The 15,792-nt window shown below is 64.1% G+C and carries 15 protein-coding genes and 2 pseudogenes; 4 read left to right on the plus strand and 13 right to left on the minus strand.

Features of this window, described 5'->3' with window-relative positions; translation table 11 throughout:
- Nucleotides 1-180 precede the first annotated feature (180 nt).
- From WS49_RS36455 to WS49_RS29995, 4 genes and pseudogenes are all read right to left on the minus strand, one after another.
- Nucleotides 181-1,034: pseudogene (locus WS49_RS36455) on the minus strand (MerR family transcriptional regulator).
- 236 nt (nucleotides 1,035-1,270) lie between these two features.
- The gene (locus tag WS49_RS29985; protein WP_059535930.1) at nucleotides 1,271-1,612 is read right to left on the minus strand and encodes a DHCW motif cupin fold protein; all 342 of its coding nucleotides are present in this window, start codon (nucleotides 1,610-1,612) and stop codon (nucleotides 1,271-1,273) included.
- 176 nt (nucleotides 1,613-1,788) lie between these two features.
- Nucleotides 1,789-2,469 (minus strand): RidA family protein, encoded by a 681-nt coding sequence (locus tag WS49_RS29990; RefSeq protein ID WP_306453917.1) that lies wholly within the window; start codon nucleotides 2,467-2,469, stop codon nucleotides 1,789-1,791.
- A 91-nt stretch (nucleotides 2,470-2,560) separates the two neighbouring features.
- A complete protein-coding gene (locus tag WS49_RS29995; RefSeq protein WP_059535933.1) occupies nucleotides 2,561-3,466 on the minus strand; it encodes a LysR family transcriptional regulator in 906 nt (301 codons plus the stop codon).
- A 119-nt stretch (nucleotides 3,467-3,585) separates the two neighbouring features.
- Between WS49_RS29995 and WS49_RS30000 the strand changes: the two genes are divergently transcribed.
- The 4 genes and pseudogenes from WS49_RS30000 to WS49_RS36285 all read left to right on the plus strand — a co-directional run.
- Nucleotides 3,586-4,176 carry a flavodoxin family protein gene (locus tag WS49_RS30000; protein ID WP_059537312.1) on the plus strand — a complete coding sequence of 197 codons (591 nt, stop codon included), beginning with the start codon at nucleotides 3,586-3,588 and terminating at the stop codon, nucleotides 4,174-4,176.
- Between the two features lie 71 nt (nucleotides 4,177-4,247).
- Entirely contained in the window at nucleotides 4,248-5,303 is a 1,056-nt protein-coding gene (locus tag WS49_RS30005) for an aldo/keto reductase (protein WP_059535936.1), read from the plus strand.
- Nucleotides 5,304-5,432: 129 nt separating this feature from the next.
- Nucleotides 5,433-6,872 carry a DEAD/DEAH box helicase gene (locus tag WS49_RS30010; protein WP_059535938.1) on the plus strand — a complete coding sequence of 480 codons (1,440 nt, stop codon included), beginning with the start codon at nucleotides 5,433-5,435 and terminating at the stop codon, nucleotides 6,870-6,872.
- A gap of 93 nt (nucleotides 6,873-6,965) precedes the next feature.
- Nucleotides 6,966-7,079, plus strand: a pseudogene (locus WS49_RS36285) (oxidoreductase); the annotation flags it as partial.
- A 166-nt stretch (nucleotides 7,080-7,245) separates the two neighbouring features.
- On the opposite strand, the gene WS49_RS30015 reads toward WS49_RS36285, so the two are convergent.
- The 9 genes from WS49_RS30015 to WS49_RS30055 form a co-directional block, all read right to left on the minus strand.
- A complete protein-coding gene (locus WS49_RS30015) occupies nucleotides 7,246-7,587 on the minus strand; it encodes a cytochrome C oxidase subunit IV family protein (protein ID WP_059535940.1) in 342 nt (113 codons plus the stop codon).
- Nucleotides 7,588-7,595: 8 nt separating this feature from the next.
- Entirely contained in the window at nucleotides 7,596-8,303 is a 708-nt protein-coding gene (locus WS49_RS30020; RefSeq protein ID WP_059535943.1) for a heme-copper oxidase subunit III family protein, read from the minus strand.
- Nucleotides 8,300-8,914 carry a cytochrome c oxidase subunit 3 gene (locus WS49_RS30025; RefSeq protein ID WP_059535946.1) on the minus strand — a complete coding sequence of 205 codons (615 nt, stop codon included), beginning with the start codon at nucleotides 8,912-8,914 and terminating at the stop codon, nucleotides 8,300-8,302. Before WS49_RS30025 ends, WS49_RS30020 begins: the two co-directional genes overlap by 4 nt.
- Nucleotides 8,911-10,671: a cytochrome c oxidase subunit I gene (ctaD, locus tag WS49_RS30030; RefSeq protein WP_059535948.1), complete on the minus strand. Its 1,761-nt coding sequence runs from the start codon at nucleotides 10,669-10,671 to the stop codon at nucleotides 8,911-8,913. The genes WS49_RS30025 and ctaD overlap by 4 nt, the downstream gene beginning before the upstream one ends.
- 13 nt (nucleotides 10,672-10,684) lie before the next feature.
- A complete protein-coding gene (locus WS49_RS30035; RefSeq protein WP_059535950.1) occupies nucleotides 10,685-11,839 on the minus strand; it encodes a c-type cytochrome in 1,155 nt (384 codons plus the stop codon).
- Between the two features lie 317 nt (nucleotides 11,840-12,156).
- Nucleotides 12,157-12,669, minus strand: coding sequence for a hypothetical protein (locus tag WS49_RS30040; RefSeq protein ID WP_059535952.1), 513 nt, complete (start codon nucleotides 12,667-12,669; stop codon nucleotides 12,157-12,159).
- Between the two features lie 56 nt (nucleotides 12,670-12,725).
- Complete coding sequence (locus WS49_RS30045) at nucleotides 12,726-13,235, minus strand: hypothetical protein (protein WP_059535954.1); 510 nt, start codon at nucleotides 13,233-13,235, stop codon at nucleotides 12,726-12,728.
- 200 nt (nucleotides 13,236-13,435) lie between these two features.
- The gene (locus tag WS49_RS30050) at nucleotides 13,436-14,614 is read right to left on the minus strand and encodes a CaiB/BaiF CoA transferase family protein (protein ID WP_059537315.1); all 1,179 of its coding nucleotides are present in this window, start codon (nucleotides 14,612-14,614) and stop codon (nucleotides 13,436-13,438) included.
- Between the two features lie 13 nt (nucleotides 14,615-14,627).
- Nucleotides 14,628-15,785: an acyl-CoA dehydrogenase family protein gene (locus WS49_RS30055; protein ID WP_059535957.1), complete on the minus strand. Its 1,158-nt coding sequence runs from the start codon at nucleotides 15,783-15,785 to the stop codon at nucleotides 14,628-14,630.
- Between the last annotated feature and the right edge of the window lie 7 nt (nucleotides 15,786-15,792).

Here is a 15,792-nt window from a genome sequence, read left to right on the forward strand (position 1 = left end):
TCGCCCCATCGTCGCCTCTCTTCGGAACGGGTTGATTCAGTCTAGGCGATCGAACGCGTTTTTACACAGCCTCGGCCGGTAGCAGACTCACGTGGAGGCCTGCTTCCGACCCGGAGCGATCCTTCAAGCTTCCCCAAAGGAGGTGTTGAAAATCACTACATGGTTGAGGCGCAAGTAGTCTCAGACCGTTGCGAGAATCAGACGCGCGGGCGTCACACCGATGAGCAGTCCGTCATCGCGGTTCGCAAGATAGCGCTGGTTCAATTCCTCGGGCGTCCACGCATTGGTATGGTTGAATCCCAATGCACTCAGCGTCTCGGTAATGACAGCCGGTTCAAAGAAGGTTTTCCACGGCTCACCGCGCTCGGCGAATCGCGCCGTCAACTGCTCCATCGCAATACGCATGATCGGCGGCAAGCTCGAAAGCGGCGTCACATACTCGAACAGGACCGCGCTGCCTTTGGCGCAACCGGCGATGAAGCGCAACGTCTCGATGACGGCGACCTCATCGAGATACATCGTCACGCCGAGCCATCTGAAAATGGCCGGTGCATTAGACCGGCCCATGCCGGATCCGACGGCGGCACCGTTTCCGGCCCGGATGCCAACAGCGCATCGAGTTCCTCGTCATCAAGATGCTTTTGGTACATGTTCATCAGCTCCAGAGCATTCATCCAATCGGTCGCCGCGATCTCGCTGCCCGCGGAGACCATGTCGACGATGTATTGCAAGTGACGGCCAAGGCGCTGCGCGCGCAGTGCTTGCGCATTCAGCTCCGTGATCTGACGTTGCAGAAGCTGCAGCGGAATGAGGGCCGGTTGACCATCGAGACTGGCCTTGATGTCCGGCAGCGAATACCCGAACCGTTTCAGGGCTTCAATGCGATGCAGACGGATCAGGTCGTCCTGCCCATACAGGCGCGCGCCTCCGTCGGTACGCTGCGACGGTGACAGCAGCCCGATTGCGTCGTAGTGATGCAGGGCGCGGACACTCAATCCCGCCTTCTTTGCCAGTTCGCCGATCTTTAGTCGCATTGCTTTCCCAGTCGTCGGTGTCAACCATAAAAGCTAACGTGGCGTCAGGTGCAACCGAAATCGACGCGCTTGCGCGCCGGGGGGCAGCGTGCATGCACCGAAACTTGCAGTGGGCGTCGATCGGGTAGTTTTGGCCGGCAAGCGACCGCTCGCCGGTCGCGATGCCATCAAACCTCCGCTTGCTCTGCCATCTCAAGGGCGCCGTCGGCTTGGATGCCGAGATAGCGGGCCGGGCTTCAGTCCACAATGAAGAGCTTCGCCCCCGTTCTGGTATAGGACTGGTGTGGCTCCGCGTCGTCGCCAACCTGGTAGCTCATACCCGCTGTCAAAACGAACTTTCGCCCATCCTCGAGCGTCGTTTCCAGTTCGCCTTCCATGCAGAACAAAATGTGTCCCTTTTTGCACCAATGATCTGCAAGGTAGCCAGGGGTATATTCGACCATCCGCACGCGAATTTGATTCGGGGGATCACCGAAAAACCGTGTGCGCCAATAGGCCATGCCGGTTTCGCCTTGGTGTTCCGTCTTTTCGACTGCCGCCCAGTTGGTCGTGCCGAACGCAAATGCATCCATTTTCATTCTGTAGATTCCTATGCAGGTCCACTTTATACGCGCTGATCAATTCGCCACGGTGCTCCGAACGCTTTTGTCGAACTCGAGCGGCTTGAGGCAATAACGACGACGTTATTGATTATCTGATTTTCAACGATCGACGACGCCTGTGTGCCACTCTCGGAGTGGCGCCCGGCGATGCCTTAGTATCCGTTCACGATCTCTACGATCGCTTCGATTTCCACAGACATCCCGTTTGGCAGAGAACCCATCCCGACCGCCGATCTGGCGTGTCGGCCGCGATCACCTAGAACCTCGACCAACAGGTCTGAGCATCCATTGATGACCTTCGGGTGATCATGGAAATCCGGCTCGGCGTTTACCATTCCGAAGATCTTCAAAACTCCCTCCACGTGATCGAGCGACCCCACCGCCTGCTGAATTGTCGATAAAAGCTGTAGACCCACTTGACGGGCGTCGGCGTAGCCACGATCGACACTATAATTTCGACCCAATTTTCCCTTGATCACTGAGCCGGAAGCATCACGTGGCCCCTGACCCGATAAATAAAGAATCTGACCGGATCGACGCCAGCTCACGAAGTTGGCGATCGGGGCGGGAACTGGAGGCAGCACTAAACCTAAACTTTGAATGCGATCGGCGGTAGTCATGGTGGTCATGGTTTTAGTACCCGGTTTGAACGCGAAAAGTAGATCAGCTTCGCTTGTCATTTTGGCATATCTGCCTGTGTTATATCCACGACGGCCCCCGCGTGAGTGAGGTGCTTCTATTAATGAAGCGTCCATTTTCGGGAACGTGGAGTCGATCGTGAACAAATCCTGTGATGCCATCGAACGGTTGAATCCGCCGCTGTTTTGAGCCATTCGACGCGACCGGCTGGTGATAGAACAGGAGCGGCATCGCCGTAGGACATATTGATCGTGACGGGTGGGCGCATTCATCTACATACCGCCGTCAATCGAAATAAGGCTGCAACATCCCCTCGATCCAGTCCATGAACGCCCGAACGCGCGGCGACAGATTGCGCCGATGCGCGACGACGAGCGACGCCGCGAGAGGCTCAGGACGCAGATCCGGCAGCACCTCGACCAGCGCGCCGCTTTCGATATGATTCGCGAGTGCCGAATACCCGGCCTGGATCAACCCGATGCCCGCAAGCCCGGCTGCGTGATAGGTCTGCACGTTGTTGACCTGCATCGCGCTCGGCAATGCAAGCGTCGCATAGCCGTCGCCGCTCGGATATTCCCACCCGGGGTGCCGCGCGCCGAGTGTCAGCGCGTAGTGGACCATCCGGTGTCCCTGACCGACGAGATCGTCGAGCGTTCGCGGCACGCCATACCGCGCCAGATAGCCGGGACTCGCCGCGTTGATCATGCGCAGGCGGCCCAACGGCCGGGCAATCAGCGTCTCGTCCACGATCGGCCCCAGACGGATCACGCAATCGAATCCTTCCTGGACGAGATCGACGCGCCGATCGGTGCTCGACAGTTCCAGTTCGAGCTCCGGATGCATCGCCATCAGTTGCGGCAGCGCGGGAACCACGACGCTGCGCGCGAGCTCGGTGGGCATGTCGACGCGCAATCGTCCGCGCAGCCGCGTGCCATTGCCGGAAAACATCGACTGCAGTTCCTGTACGTCGGCCAGCAGGTCCCGCGCGCGCGCATAAAAGGCGCGTCCGTCCTCGGTCAACTGCACGCTGCGCGTCGTCCGATGCAGGAGCGCGACGCCCACGTCGCGCTCGAGCGCGCGGACCACCATCGACACCCGTCCTTTCTGGATGCCCAGGCTTTCGGCCGCGCGCGTGAAGCTCGTCATTTCGGCGACACGGGCGAAGATCAACAGCGCGTCGAGGTTTTGCATTGTTCTCCCCGGGAGTAACAGAACGTTCAATCGGCCGTCATTTATAACTCAATTTGAACTCAGTAAAGTGCCTTCCGATGTCGTCCCCCGACGACCACCTGAACGAAAGGGGCACAACCATGACACAGCACATCTCTCCGGTTAAAACGATCGTCGTCTATCACTCCGGCTACGGGCATACCGAGCGCATGGCGGCGGCTGTCGCGGAGGGGGCAGGCGGCGTTCTCGTCGCAATCGACGCCGATGGCAACATCGCGCCGGACGCGTGGGACGCGCTTGCCGGCGCGGATGCCGTCCTGTTCGGCTCGCCGACCTACATGGGCGGTCCCAGCTGGCAGTTCAAGAAGTTCGCCGATGCATCGTCGAAGGCCTGGTTCGAAGGCGCATGGCGCAACAAGATCTTCGGCGGCTTCACCAACAGCGCAAGCATCAACGGCGACAAGCTCAATACGCTCGAATACTTCGTTCTGCTTGCGGGGCAGCACGGCGGCATCTGGGTGAGCATGGACATCAAGCCGGCGAACCTGAGGGCGTCGATGCGTGACGACCTGAATCGCATGGGCTCCTATATCGCACCGATGGCGCAGACGCCGGCCGATGCGTCGCCCGATGAAATGTCGCCGGGGGATCTCGAGACGGCGCGCCGCTATGGCGCACGGGTCGCAACGATCGCCGGACAATTCCGGGCAGGACACGCTCGCATCAGCTGAAACCTGGCGTGCGGGGCGCCCCGGAACGGACGCCGCCGCACTTTTTCCCGCCGACCTCGAAGGAAACGGCCATGAAATACAAGCAACTGGGTCGCACCGGCCTGTACGTCTCCGAGCTGTGTCTCGGCACGATGACGCTGGGCGGCAATGCCGATGCCGGCATGTGGGCCGCGATCGGCGCGGTCGGCCAGGACGACGCGACCCGACTGATTTCCCACGCACTGGACGAGGGAATCAACTTCATCGATACCGCCGACATCTACTCCTTCGGTCAGTCCGAACGCCTCGTCGGACAGGCGCTTCGAGACCTCGGCGTCGCACGCAGCGAGATCGTGCTGGCGACGAAGACCGCGGGCGTGATGGGCACGAAACCCAACGATCAGGGCGCGTCGCGCGGCCACATCATGGATTCCGTGCAGCGAAGCCTGGAACGGCTGCAGGTCGACCACATCGACCTTTACCAGATCCACGCGAACGATCCCGTGACACCGATCGAAGAGACGCTGCGGGCGCTCGACGATCTGACGCGTCAGGGGCTCGTTCGCCATGTCGGCGTCTCGAACTGGCGCGCCGGAAAGATCGGCAAGGCGCTCGGGCTCAGCGAAGCGCTCCATGCGACGCGCTTCGAGACCCTTCAGGCCTACTATTCGATCGCCGGACGCGACGTGGAGCGCGAACTGGTGCCGCTTGCGATCGACGAGCAGATGGCGCTCCTCGTCTGGTCGCCGCTCGCCGGCGGGCTGCTGTCGGGAAAGTTCGGCCCCGGCGCGCCGACCGAAGCGGGTTCGCGGCGCAGCCATTTCGATTTTCCGCCGGTCGATCTCGAGCGCGCCTGGCCGTGCGTTGCAGCGATGCGCGCGATCGCGGACGCGCGACGCGTGTCGGTCGCCCGGATCGCGCTCGCGTGGCTGCTCGCCAAGCCGCATGTCACGAGCGTCATCATCGGCGCCAAACGCGTCGAACAGCTCGAAGACAATCTCGGTGCTGCCGATATCGTGCTGACCGGGGACGAGCTTGCGCAGCTCGATGCCGTGAGCGCATTGCCGCCCGACTATCCCGGCTGGATGATCGATCGTCAGGCGGCGGGCAGGGTGCCGCGGCCTTTCACGCGTGCGGTGTCGAAATAGGGCGGCCGACGGCGATCCTTGTCGTGCTCGACGGGATCGCCCGACGCTGAACGCCGCCCCGCACCGGGTATCCGCACGGCGATCGTCGCCGCAACCGCTAGAATTGCGGTTTTAGCCCGGAACACGTCCATGTCTTTTGCCTCGCTAGGCCTGATCGATCCCTTGCTGCGTAATCTGCAGGGCCTCAATTACCAGACACCCACGCCGGTGCAGGCCAAGGCGATTCCCGCTGTGCTCAGCGGCAAGGACGTCATGGCCGCGGCGCAGACCGGCACCGGCAAGACGGCGGGTTTCGCGCTGCCGTTGCTGCAGCGGCTGGTGCAGCACGGGCCGACGGTGTCGAGCAACCGCGCGCGCGTTCTGGTGCTGGTGCCCACGCGCGAACTGGCCGAACAGGTGCTGCAGAGTTTCGTCGAGTACGGCAAGGGCCTCGACTTGCGGTTTCTGGCCGCCTATGGCGGCGTGAGCATCAACCCGCAGATGATGAAGTTGCGCAAGGGCGTGGATGTGCTCGTCGCCACGCCGGGCCGTCTGCTGGACCTCAATCGCCAGAACGCCGTGCAGTTCGATCAAGTCCAGACGCTGGTGCTGGATGAAGCCGACCGCATGCTGGATCTGGGCTTCGCGCGCGAACTCAACGCCGTCTTTGCCGCATTGCCGGTGCAGCGCCAGACGCTGCTGTTTTCCGCGACGTTTACCGACGACATCCGCGCGATGGCGGCGAGCATTCTGCGCAGTCCGGTCAATATCAGCGTCAGCCCGCCCAACGTCACCGCCAGCAAGATCAAGCAGTGGGTGGTGCCGGTGGACAAGCGGAACAAGCCCGACCTCTTCATGCACCTGGTGGCCGAGAACAACTGGGACCACGCGCTGGTGTTCGTCAAGACCCGCAATGGCGTGGATTACCTAGCGGCCATGCTGAACGATGCGGGTTATGCGGTCGACACCATCCACGGCGACAAGCCGCAGCCCGCGCGCCTGCGTGCGCTCGAGCGCTTCAAGACGGGCGAAGTGCAGATGCTGGTCGCGACCGATGTGGCCGCGCGCGGGCTGGATATCGACGACCTGCCGCTGGTGATCAACGTCGATCTGCCCATCGTCGCGCAAGACTACGTGCACCGTATCGGCCGTACCGGCCGCGCGGGCGCCAGCGGTGTGGCGGTGTCGCTCGTGTGTGCCGACGAAGCACCGCAACTGGCCGCGATCGAGGCGCTGATCCGGCAAACGCTGCGCCGTGAGGAAGAGCCGGGTTTCGAAGCCGAACACCGCGTGCCGGAAACCAGCGCGACCGGGCAGATCATCAAGAAACCCAAAAAGCCGAAGAAGCCCAAGGTGCCGCAAGCGGGGGCGGGCGCCATGCCGGCGGCCGGCAAAAAGCCGCGACCGCAAGGCGGGGAAGGCAAGCGCAAGCCCACGGGGCAGCGCGCCGCGCCCGCGGGCAAGGGGGCAAGCCTGTCGAGCGGTAGCCCGTTCAGCGTGCAAAAGCCGCGCGGCAAACCGGCCGGCAAGACGTCGGCGGGTTCGCGGAAGCCGGCTGGCAAGCCTGCGGGCGGGCGCGGGACGCGCTGATGCCGATCGGTGCGGCGCGGACTGCCGCCGTGTAGTCGAACACAGGTCGATCGCGCGCACCCGAACCTGAATATTGGAACATGACGGGCTTGCGTCCCCGGCGCGGACTGGACGCGTTTCTTCGACGTCAACGTCCTGAGCGGCGTACGCCTTGCCCGCCTGTTCCTGCCGGCGATGAAGCAGGCCGGCCGGGGGCGCATCATTTTCAACGAGCTCCGTGGCCGGACTGGCTCCGGCCAGTCCGGATTATGCTCGTTCAGTGTTCCGATGCGATCGGTCGATTGCCGGGCAAAGCCAGCCGCTCGCACGCCGGCGCGCCGGATCGTACGTGATCCGAAGCATCCGTCACCCGAGGAACGAACGAGAACCGCGATCAGCGAAAGAAGAGTTCCCGCATCCCGAAGGTGTGATGCGCTTCGGCGGCCATCAGCACCATGAGCACCAGCAGGCACAGCGGCGGTATCAGGATCGCGTACACCAGCGCCAGCCGCTCCCACATCATGTGCATGAAGATCGATACGATCAGCCCGGCCTTGGCGATCATCAGCACGACGATCAGCACCCAGCGCATCAGGCCCTGCACGTGGAAATAATCCACCAGATACGACAACGTGCTCAGGACGAACAGCAGGCCCCAGATCTTCAGGTAGATGCCGATCGGATGCTGCTGGCCGTGCGCGGCGTCGGGGCGATCGGCGGGATCGGAGTGGTCCATGGACTGCCTCACCACAAATAGAACAGCGCGAAGATGAACACCCACACCAGGTCGACGAAGTGCCAGTACAGGCCGGCGATCTCGACGATCTGGAAGTTGCCGTGCTCGATGAACCCCGGCTGCAGGATCTTGCGTGCGATCAGCAGCAGGTAGATCACGCCGCAGGTCACGTGAAAGCCGTGGAACCCGGTGATCATGAAGAAGCACGCGCCGAACTGCGTGGCGCCGAGCGGGTTGCCCCACGGGCGAATGCCTTCGTGGACGATCAGCTTGGTCCATTCGAAGGCCTGCATCGACACGAAGGTCACGCCGAGCAGCGCGGTCGCCAGCAACAGCGCGGCCGCGCGCCGTGCATTGCGCCGGTAGCCGAAATTGACGGCCATCGCCATGGTGCCGCTGCTGGTGATCAGCGTGAACGTCATGATGGCGATCAGCAGCAACGGCACGTCGACGCCCGCCACGGTGAGCCCGAACACCTTCGACGTGTCGGGCCAGGGTGCCGTGGTCGACATGCGCACCGTCATGTAGCCGATCAGGAAGCTGCTGAAGACGAAGGTGTCCGACAGCAGGAAGATCCACATCATCGCCTTGCCCCACGGCACCTTGAAGGCTTCGCGGTCGGCCGACCAGTCCGTGACGATGCCGCGCCAGCCGTCAGGCCCGGCGTCGGCGGGCGGGGTGGCAGCGGATTCCGGCGGGAGCGTGGGCGAGGTCATGGCGCGGCTCCGTACAGCGGCCCGCAGATGGCGGCGACAACCGCCGGGGTGAGCCACCACATCGCGGCCAGCAGCACGAGCCAGACCGCCAGCAGGAAATGCCAGTAGAGGGCGCACAGCGAAATGGCGCGTTGAGCCCGGAACGGGTCCACATGCCGGCGTTGCGCGATCGTCACGGCCCAGGCCGCCAGCCCGCCGAGCACGTGCAATCCGTGCAGGCCGGTGAGCAGGTAGAGGAAGCTGTTGGAAGGATTCGCGATGACGGTCTGCCCGGCCGCCGACAGCATGCGCCACGCGGTCAGTTGCCCGATCACGAACACGGCGGCCAGCACGCCGCCGCACACCAGCCACGCCACGCGGTGCACGGTCAGCTGCCGGGCCCGCTGCATGGCGACGCTGGCCAGCGCGAGCGCGCCGGTGTTCCACCACAGCAGCGCCGGATGCGGGATCGGCTGCCAGTCGGGCTCGCGCATGCGCATGCCGTACGCGAGCAGAAGCAGTGAAAACAAGGCCGTTGCTACGGCCATGAACACGATCAGGCCGACGCGGCTCGCATTCGGCAAGACGGGCGGCGGCGTGTCGGGAACGAAGGTGCGCGGCAGCGTGGTCATTTGCGTGCCTCGCCGGGTTGAAGCGTCGAGCGGGCCGGTTCCGGTTCCGGTGCCGTCGCGGGCGGCTGGTTTTGCGGGACGAAGTCTTCCGCTTGTCCCGGCGGGCTGTATTCGTACGCCCAACGGTAGACGACGGGCAGTGAGGCCCCCCAGTTGCCGTGCGCCGGCGGCGTTTGCGGCGTCTGCCATTCCAGCGTGGTGGCCCGCCAGGGGTTGCCGTCGGCACGCTTGCCGCGCACGAGGCTCCACGCCAGGTTGTACAGGAACAGCAACTGCGCCACCGCCACGATCAGCGCGACGACGGTGATGAACGCGTTGAGCGTCTGCGCCGAGTGCGGAATGAAGCTGTAGCCTTCGTACGCGTAATACCGCCGCGGCATGCCGAGGATGCCGAGATAGTGCATCGGGAAGTAGATCGCGTAGGTGCCGACGAAGGTGGCCCAGAAGTGCGCACGCCCGAGCGTGTCGTCAAGCATGCGGCCCGTCACCTTCGGATACCAGTGGTAGATGCCGCCGAACACCACCAGGATCGGCGACACGGCCATCACCATATGGAAGTGCGCCACCACGAAGTACGTGTTCGACAGCGGAATGTCGACGCTCACGTTGCCGAGATAGAGCCCGGTCAGCCCGCCCAGCACGAAGGTGCTGACGAAGCCGATGGCGAACAGCATCGGCACGGTCAGGTGGATATCGCCACGCCACAGCGTCAGCACCCAGTTGTAGACCTTGAGGGCGGTCGGGATGGCGATGATGAGCGTGGTGGTCGCGAAGAAGAAGCCGAAGTACGGATCCATGCCGGCGATGAACATGTGGTGCGCCCAGACCACGAAGCTCAGTGCGCCGATGATGACGATCGCCCACACCATCATCCGGTAGCCGAAGATGCTCTTGCGCGCGTGCGTGCTGATGAGATCCGACGCGATGCCGAAGGCCGGCAGCGCGACGATGTAGACCTCCGGATGCCCGAAGAACCAGAACAGGTGCTGGAACAGCAGCGGGCTGCCGCCGGCATGCTTGAGCGATTGCCCCATCGACACCACGGCCGGTATGAAGAAGCTGGTGCCGAGTGTCCGGTCGAGTAGCATCATCACCGCCGACACGAACAGCGCCGGAAACGCGAGCAGCGCCATGATCGTCGCGGTGAAGATGCCCCACACCGTGAGCGGCATGCGCATGAGCGTCATGCCGCGGGTGCGCGCCTGCAGCGTGGTGGTCACGTAATTGAGACCGCCCATGGTTGCCGCGACGATGAAGATCGCGAGCGACACGAGCATCAGCACGATGCCCCATTCGACGCCCGGCGTGCCGGGCAAGATGGCCTGGGGCGGATACAGCGTCCAGCCCGCGCCGGTCGGCCCGCCCGGCACGAAGAAGCTCGCCACCAGCACCAGCACGGCCAGCAGGTAGACCCAGTAGCTCAGCATGTTGAGAAACGGGAACACCATGTCGCGCGCGCCCAGCATCAGCGGGATCAGATAGTTGCCGAAGCCGCCCAGGAACAGCGCGGTCAGCAGGTAGATCACCATGATCATCCCGTGCATGGTGACGAACTGGTAATAGTGGTTGGCGTCGATGAAGCTGAACTTGCCGGGAAAGCCGAGCTGCAATCGCATCAGGTCCGACAGGACGAGGCCGACCAGGCCGATGGCGATGGCCGTCAGCGAATACTGCACGGCGATGACCTTGTGGTCCTGGCTCCAGACATAGCGGGTCCAGAAGCTTTTCGGGACGTGATCGGTGTGCGCGTAGGGCATTGCGTCTGCTCCGCTAGGGCTGGCGGTTGGCCGCGGTGCTGGCAGCCGGGCCGCCTTGCGATTCGATGTAGGTCACGAGCGCGGTCAGCTCCTCCTCGCTCAGGTCGAAATGCGGCATGATCGGTGCGTACCCCTTCACGACGCGGGCCGTCGGGTTGCGGATGAACGCGCGCAGATAGGCTTCGTCCACCTTCGCGGTGCTGCCGTCGGCCATCGTTTCGGTCTTGCCGTACAGGCCCTTCCAGGTCGGGCCCACGCGCGGACTGCCGTCCACGGTATGGCACGCGAAACAGCCCTTGGCTGCCGCGAGCGCCTTGCCCTGGTCGGCAAGCGCCTGGGCGCTGCCGCCCGCCGTGGCGGCGGCGGCCTGCACGCCGGCCTGCTGCCGCTGCGCGAAGGTGGTCTGCTGCGCCAGCCAGCGCGAGAACGATGCTTCGTCTTCCACCACCACCACGCCGCGCATGCTGGCGTGCCCGAGACCGCAAAGCTGCGCGCACAGGATGTCGTAACGTCCCGCCCTGGTCGGCGTGAACCAGAAGGTCGTCACCATGCCGGGCACCATGTTCATGCGCGCACGGAACGGCGGCACATAAAAGTCGTGCAGCACGTCGAGCGACCGTGTCAGGACCTGGACCGGCCGGTTCAGCGGCAGGTGGACCTCGGGCGTCTCGATCAGGTAGTTGTCGCGGCCGTTGGGGTCGGCGGGATTCAGGCCGAACGGGTTGTCGTTGCTGACGTAGCGCACGTCCGTCGTGCCCAGCTTGCCGCCGGGGCCGGCGAAGCGGAAGCGCCATTGCCATTGACGGCCGAGCACCTCCATCTGCAGCACGTTGCTCGGCGGCCGGATGTAGTCCGCGTAGACGAACAGACCGGGTGCCAGCAACGCCGCGACGCCGACGGCGGTCAGGCCGATCAGCCACCATTCCAGCCGCCGGTTGTGCGGCTCGTAGGCCGCGCGATGCCCGCCGCGGTGGCGGTAGCGCATCAGTGCGATCGCGATGAACAGGTTGATCGCGATGAAGAATGCGCCGGTGATGACGAGCGTGATCGTCAGCATGTCGTCCATGCGCACCCAGTTCGACGCGATCGGCGTGATCCACCAGGGACTGGCAAAGTGAAACCCCACCGCCAATGCGATGATCACGATCAGGGCAATCGCAAGCGCCATGGGCCGCCTCGCCGCGCGTCACACGCCGGAGCCGCCAACCCGCGCTCCTGGCATCGTCGTGCCGCCTTGCCGGATTTCGTATTACATGTTGCCGGCAGTCCACCAAGACCGATTCGCCAAGCGTCGTCGGCGGCTCTAAAGAAAAGGTAGTCTGCTCTTTTGCATCGCGCAAGGCAGCGGAATGGAGGAAGCACGCTCCCATACCCGCATGCATCGCACAACTGACGGTTCAACCTCCCCGCGACGACGAGCAAAGCGGCCGCCCCCGGCGCGGATCGTCGAGGCAGCCGTCCTGCACGGCGCGAAGCAACGGCGTGTCAGGGCGTCGCGTTCTGCTTGCGCCGTTCGAGCATGCCGTAGACGACGGCGGTGACCACCCCGAACAGCAGGTTGGCCAACAACGGTCCGGAGCCGCGCTCCGAGATGAACCAGGGGAACACGGCGGTCATCACGTAGAAGTTCCAGACATACGCGACGATCCCGAACGCCAGGCCGATGACGGCCTCCATGCCGACGCTCGAATCGAAGCGGAACGGGGCCATGATCGCGGCGAGGATCATCCCCATGATGGCGCCGAGCACGTAGTGCAACAGGAGCGCCACGCCCACGATGCTGAAGCTGAACACCGACATCTGTTCGAGCGCGCCACGGCCCATCACCATCGCCGCGATCTTGTGGGTCGGTTGCCACGGGCTTTCATCGAGCACCATGGTCGACCAGAAGAATTCGAGCACGATCACCAGGGCGCCACCCGCGAGACCGGCCACGGCAGCGGCGAGCCAGTCCGGCATGCGCCGTTGCCAATGGTGTGACTGAATGTGCAGTTCCATAGGACCTCCTTGCCGAAGGATCGACCTCAGCACTCAGGCAGGCCGGTTTCCGCGTGTCAGGGGAAAACCGGTGACGTAGGCTCGCCGCCCTCCAGATCCGCCTGCGGAAAATGTCGGGCGATCATCTGCTCGATTTCCTGCTCTCGCAGTGCCGGCACGTCCGCCATGATCAGAATCTGGCCCTCCTTGATCGCGTCACGAAATCGCTCGAGTCGCGCATTCGGTTCGGCGATGCCGATCATCCCGGCTGTCCACGCGCCGAAGCCCGCGCCCACCACCGTCAATGCGACGACGGCGCCGCCCGCGATCACGAGCTCGGCAGGAGGGAACACGAGCGCGACGAGACCGATGAGCGCGCCCGTCGCGCCGCCGAGTGCGACACCACGCTCGAGCGCGTGCACGACGTCGCTGCTTTGCAGCAAAGACGCTTCGGGCAATTCTTCAAGGGTGACGCTGTGATCGGCGAGGACGTGGATATGGCGCCAGATGATGCGCGCGCGGAGCAGGTCATCCACGATCGCCTTGGCCATCTGCGTGTCGGGTACGAGGAAATAGAGGCGCCTCATGTCGGCCCCCTTTTTCAGTCTGGAGTACGTTCTATTTTATGTCACCATCGGCAGCGTGGTGCCTGCGCGCGCGTACGGGGTTACACGCGATCACGCTTCAGTGCGCTGTAAAGGGGGCGAACAGCACGTCAGCGGAAATTCGCACGGAACCCTTATTATCGAACCCTTCGCGCGCTTCGCTCAACGCGAAAAGGCCCCCGTCAGACCGTGCCGGATGCGTGCAACGTATGAATCTGTTCATCGGCATAGCCGAGTTCGCGCAGCACGGCATCGGTATGCTGGCCAAGCGCCGGCACTGGATCCATGCGCGGCTCGTCGCTCGGTGCGACACCGGGCGGCAACAGGGCAGGGATCTTGCCAGCCGGCGTATCGACGCGGGTCCAGCGATGTCGCGCGGCGAGCTGTTCGTGCGCCCAGACGCCGTGCATGTCGTTCATCCGCGCGTTCGCGATGCCGGCTTGCTCGAGCCGGTCGATCACGTCGGCGGCCGTCAGCGTCGCGAATGCGCGGACGATGACGGCCGCGAGTTCGTCACGATTCGCGACGCGGCGGCTGTTCGACCCGAAGCGTTCGTCGGTCGCCAACCCGGGCATGCGGATCACGGTCTCGCAGAAGCGCTTCCATTCGCGCTCGTTCTGCAGCCCGAGCATCACGGTCTTCCCGTCGCCGGCCTTGAACGGACCGTACGGAAAGATCGTCGCGTGCGATGCGCCGGCTTGCGGCGGCGGCGACTGTCCGTCGATCGCGTAGTAGAGCGGATAGCTCATCCACTCGACCATGCTTTCGAGCATCGACACGTCGATGTGCCGGCCGTGTCCGGTGCGGCCGCGCTCGATCAGCGCGGCGAGGATGTTCGTATACGCATACATGCCCGCCGCGATGTCTGCGATCGAGCAGCCGGCCTTGGCCGGCTCGCCGTCGGAGCCGGTAATGCTGAGGAATCCGGATTCACTCTGGATCAGCAGGTCGTACGCCTTCTTGTCGCGGAACGGCCCGTCGAGCCCGTAGCCGGAAATGTCGCAGACGATCAGCCGCGGATAGCGCTCGCGCAGCGTGTCGTCGTCGAGCCCCAGGCGCTGCGTCGCGCCGGGTGCGAGGTTCTGCACGAACACGTCGGCATCGGCGAGCAGCCTGTGCACGATGTCAAGCGCCGCGGGCTGCTTGACGTCGAGCGTGATGCTTTCCTTCGAGCGGTTGGTCCACACGAAGTGGGACGCGAGCCCCGACACGCGTTCGTCGTAGCCCCGCGCGAAATCGCCGACGCCCGGCCGTTCGACCTTGATCACGCGCGCGCCGAGATCCGCGAGCTGGCGCGTGCAGAACGGCGCGGCGATCGCATGCTCGAACGTGACGACCTTGATGCCTTCCAGTGGGCGCATGCTCATTGCTCCGTCAGAACGAACGCGGCAGGCCGAGGATGTGCTCGGCGACGTACGACAGGATCAGGTTCGTCGAGATCGGCGCGACCTGATACAGGCGCGTCTCGCGGAACTTGCGCTCGACGTCGTATTCGCACGCGAAGCCGAAGCCGCCATGGAACTGCAGGCACGCGTTCGCGGCTTCCCACGACGCATCGGCGGCGAGCAGCTTCGCCATGTTCGCCTGCGCGCCGCACGGCTCGTGCGCGTCGAACCGGCGCGCGGCCTCGAAGCGCATCAGGCTCGCCGCCTCGACGTTGACGAACGCGCGGGCGATCGGAAACTGCACGCCCTGGTTCTGGCCGATCGGGCGGCCGAACACGACGCGATCCTTCACGTACCGCGACACCTTGTCGACGAACCAGTAGCCATCGCCGATGCATTCGGCCGCGATCAGCGTGCGCTCCGCATTCAATCCGTCGAGGATGTACCGGAAGCCATGGCCTTCCTCGCCGATCAGGTTCTCCGCGGGGATCTCGAGGTTGTCGAAGAACAGCTCGTTCGTCTCGTGGTTCACCATGTTCGGGATCGGGCGCACCGTCATCCCGTTGCCGATCGCGTGATGCAGGTCGACGATGAAGATCGACATTCCTTCGGACTTCTTATTCACGTCCGACAGCGGCGTCGTGCGCGCGAGCAGGATCATCAGGTCGGAGTGCTGCACGCGAGAGATCCATACCTTTTGCCCGTTGATCACGTAGCGGTCGCCCTTGCGTACCGCGGTTGTCCTGATCTTCGTCGTGTCGGTGCCGGTGGTCGGTTCGGTCACGCCCATCGACTGCAGACGCAGCGCGCCGCTCGCGATCTTTGGCAGATAGCGCTGTTTCTGCTCGGCCGAACCATGGCGCAGCAGCGTGCCCATGTTGTACATCTGGCCGTGACACGCGCCGGAATTGCCGCCCGCACGGTTGATTTCCTCCATGATCACCGACGCCTCGGTCAGGCCGAGGCCCGAGCCGCCGTATTCCTGCGGAATCAGTGCGGCGAGCCAGCCGGCTGTCGTCAGCGCGTCGACGAACGCGTCGGGATAGCCGCGTTCCGCGTCGATCTTGCGGAAATATTCGGCGGGAAATTCGCCGCACAGGTCGCGAACGGCTTCGCGAATGGCTTGGTGCGCGTCGGCAGGGTTCATGTTTCGT

It is taken from the genome of Burkholderia sp. RF7-non_BP4 (assembly GCF_001521935.1).
GTDB lineage: Bacteria > Pseudomonadota > Gammaproteobacteria > Burkholderiales > Burkholderiaceae > Burkholderia > Burkholderia diffusa.

Bases quoted from the DNA above. Each gene is read 5' to 3' on its own strand.
- WS49_RS29985 (WP_059535930.1), bottom strand. From the start codon at position 1,612: ATGAAAATGGATGCATTTGCGTTCGGCACGACCAACTGGGCGGCAGTC.
- WS49_RS29990 (WP_306453917.1), bottom strand. From the start codon at position 2,469: ATGGCTCAAAACAGCGGCGGATTCAACCGTTCGATGGCATCACAGGAT.
- WS49_RS29995 (WP_059535933.1), bottom strand. From the start codon at position 3,466: ATGCAAAACCTCGACGCGCTGTTGATCTTCGCCCGTGTCGCCGAAATG.
- WS49_RS30000 (WP_059537312.1), top strand. From the start codon at position 3,586: ATGACACAGCACATCTCTCCGGTTAAAACGATCGTCGTCTATCACTCC.
- WS49_RS30005 (WP_059535936.1), top strand. From the start codon at position 4,248: ATGAAATACAAGCAACTGGGTCGCACCGGCCTGTACGTCTCCGAGCTG.
- WS49_RS30010 (WP_059535938.1), top strand. From the start codon at position 5,433: ATGTCTTTTGCCTCGCTAGGCCTGATCGATCCCTTGCTGCGTAATCTG.
- WS49_RS30015 (WP_059535940.1), bottom strand. From the start codon at position 7,587: ATGGACCACTCCGATCCCGCCGATCGCCCCGACGCCGCGCACGGCCAG.
- WS49_RS30020 (WP_059535943.1), bottom strand. From the start codon at position 8,303: ATGACCTCGCCCACGCTCCCGCCGGAATCCGCTGCCACCCCGCCCGCC.
- WS49_RS30025 (WP_059535946.1), bottom strand. From the start codon at position 8,914: ATGACCACGCTGCCGCGCACCTTCGTTCCCGACACGCCGCCGCCCGTC.
- ctaD (WP_059535948.1), bottom strand. From the start codon at position 10,671: ATGCCCTACGCGCACACCGATCACGTCCCGAAAAGCTTCTGGACCCGC.
- WS49_RS30035 (WP_059535950.1), bottom strand. From the start codon at position 11,839: ATGGCGCTTGCGATTGCCCTGATCGTGATCATCGCATTGGCGGTGGGG.
- WS49_RS30040 (WP_059535952.1), bottom strand. From the start codon at position 12,669: ATGGAACTGCACATTCAGTCACACCATTGGCAACGGCGCATGCCGGAC.
- WS49_RS30045 (WP_059535954.1), bottom strand. From the start codon at position 13,235: ATGAGGCGCCTCTATTTCCTCGTACCCGACACGCAGATGGCCAAGGCG.
- WS49_RS30050 (WP_059537315.1), bottom strand. From the start codon at position 14,614: ATGCGCCCACTGGAAGGCATCAAGGTCGTCACGTTCGAGCATGCGATC.
- WS49_RS30055 (WP_059535957.1), bottom strand. From the start codon at position 15,785: ATGAACCCTGCCGACGCGCACCAAGCCATTCGCGAAGCCGTTCGCGAC.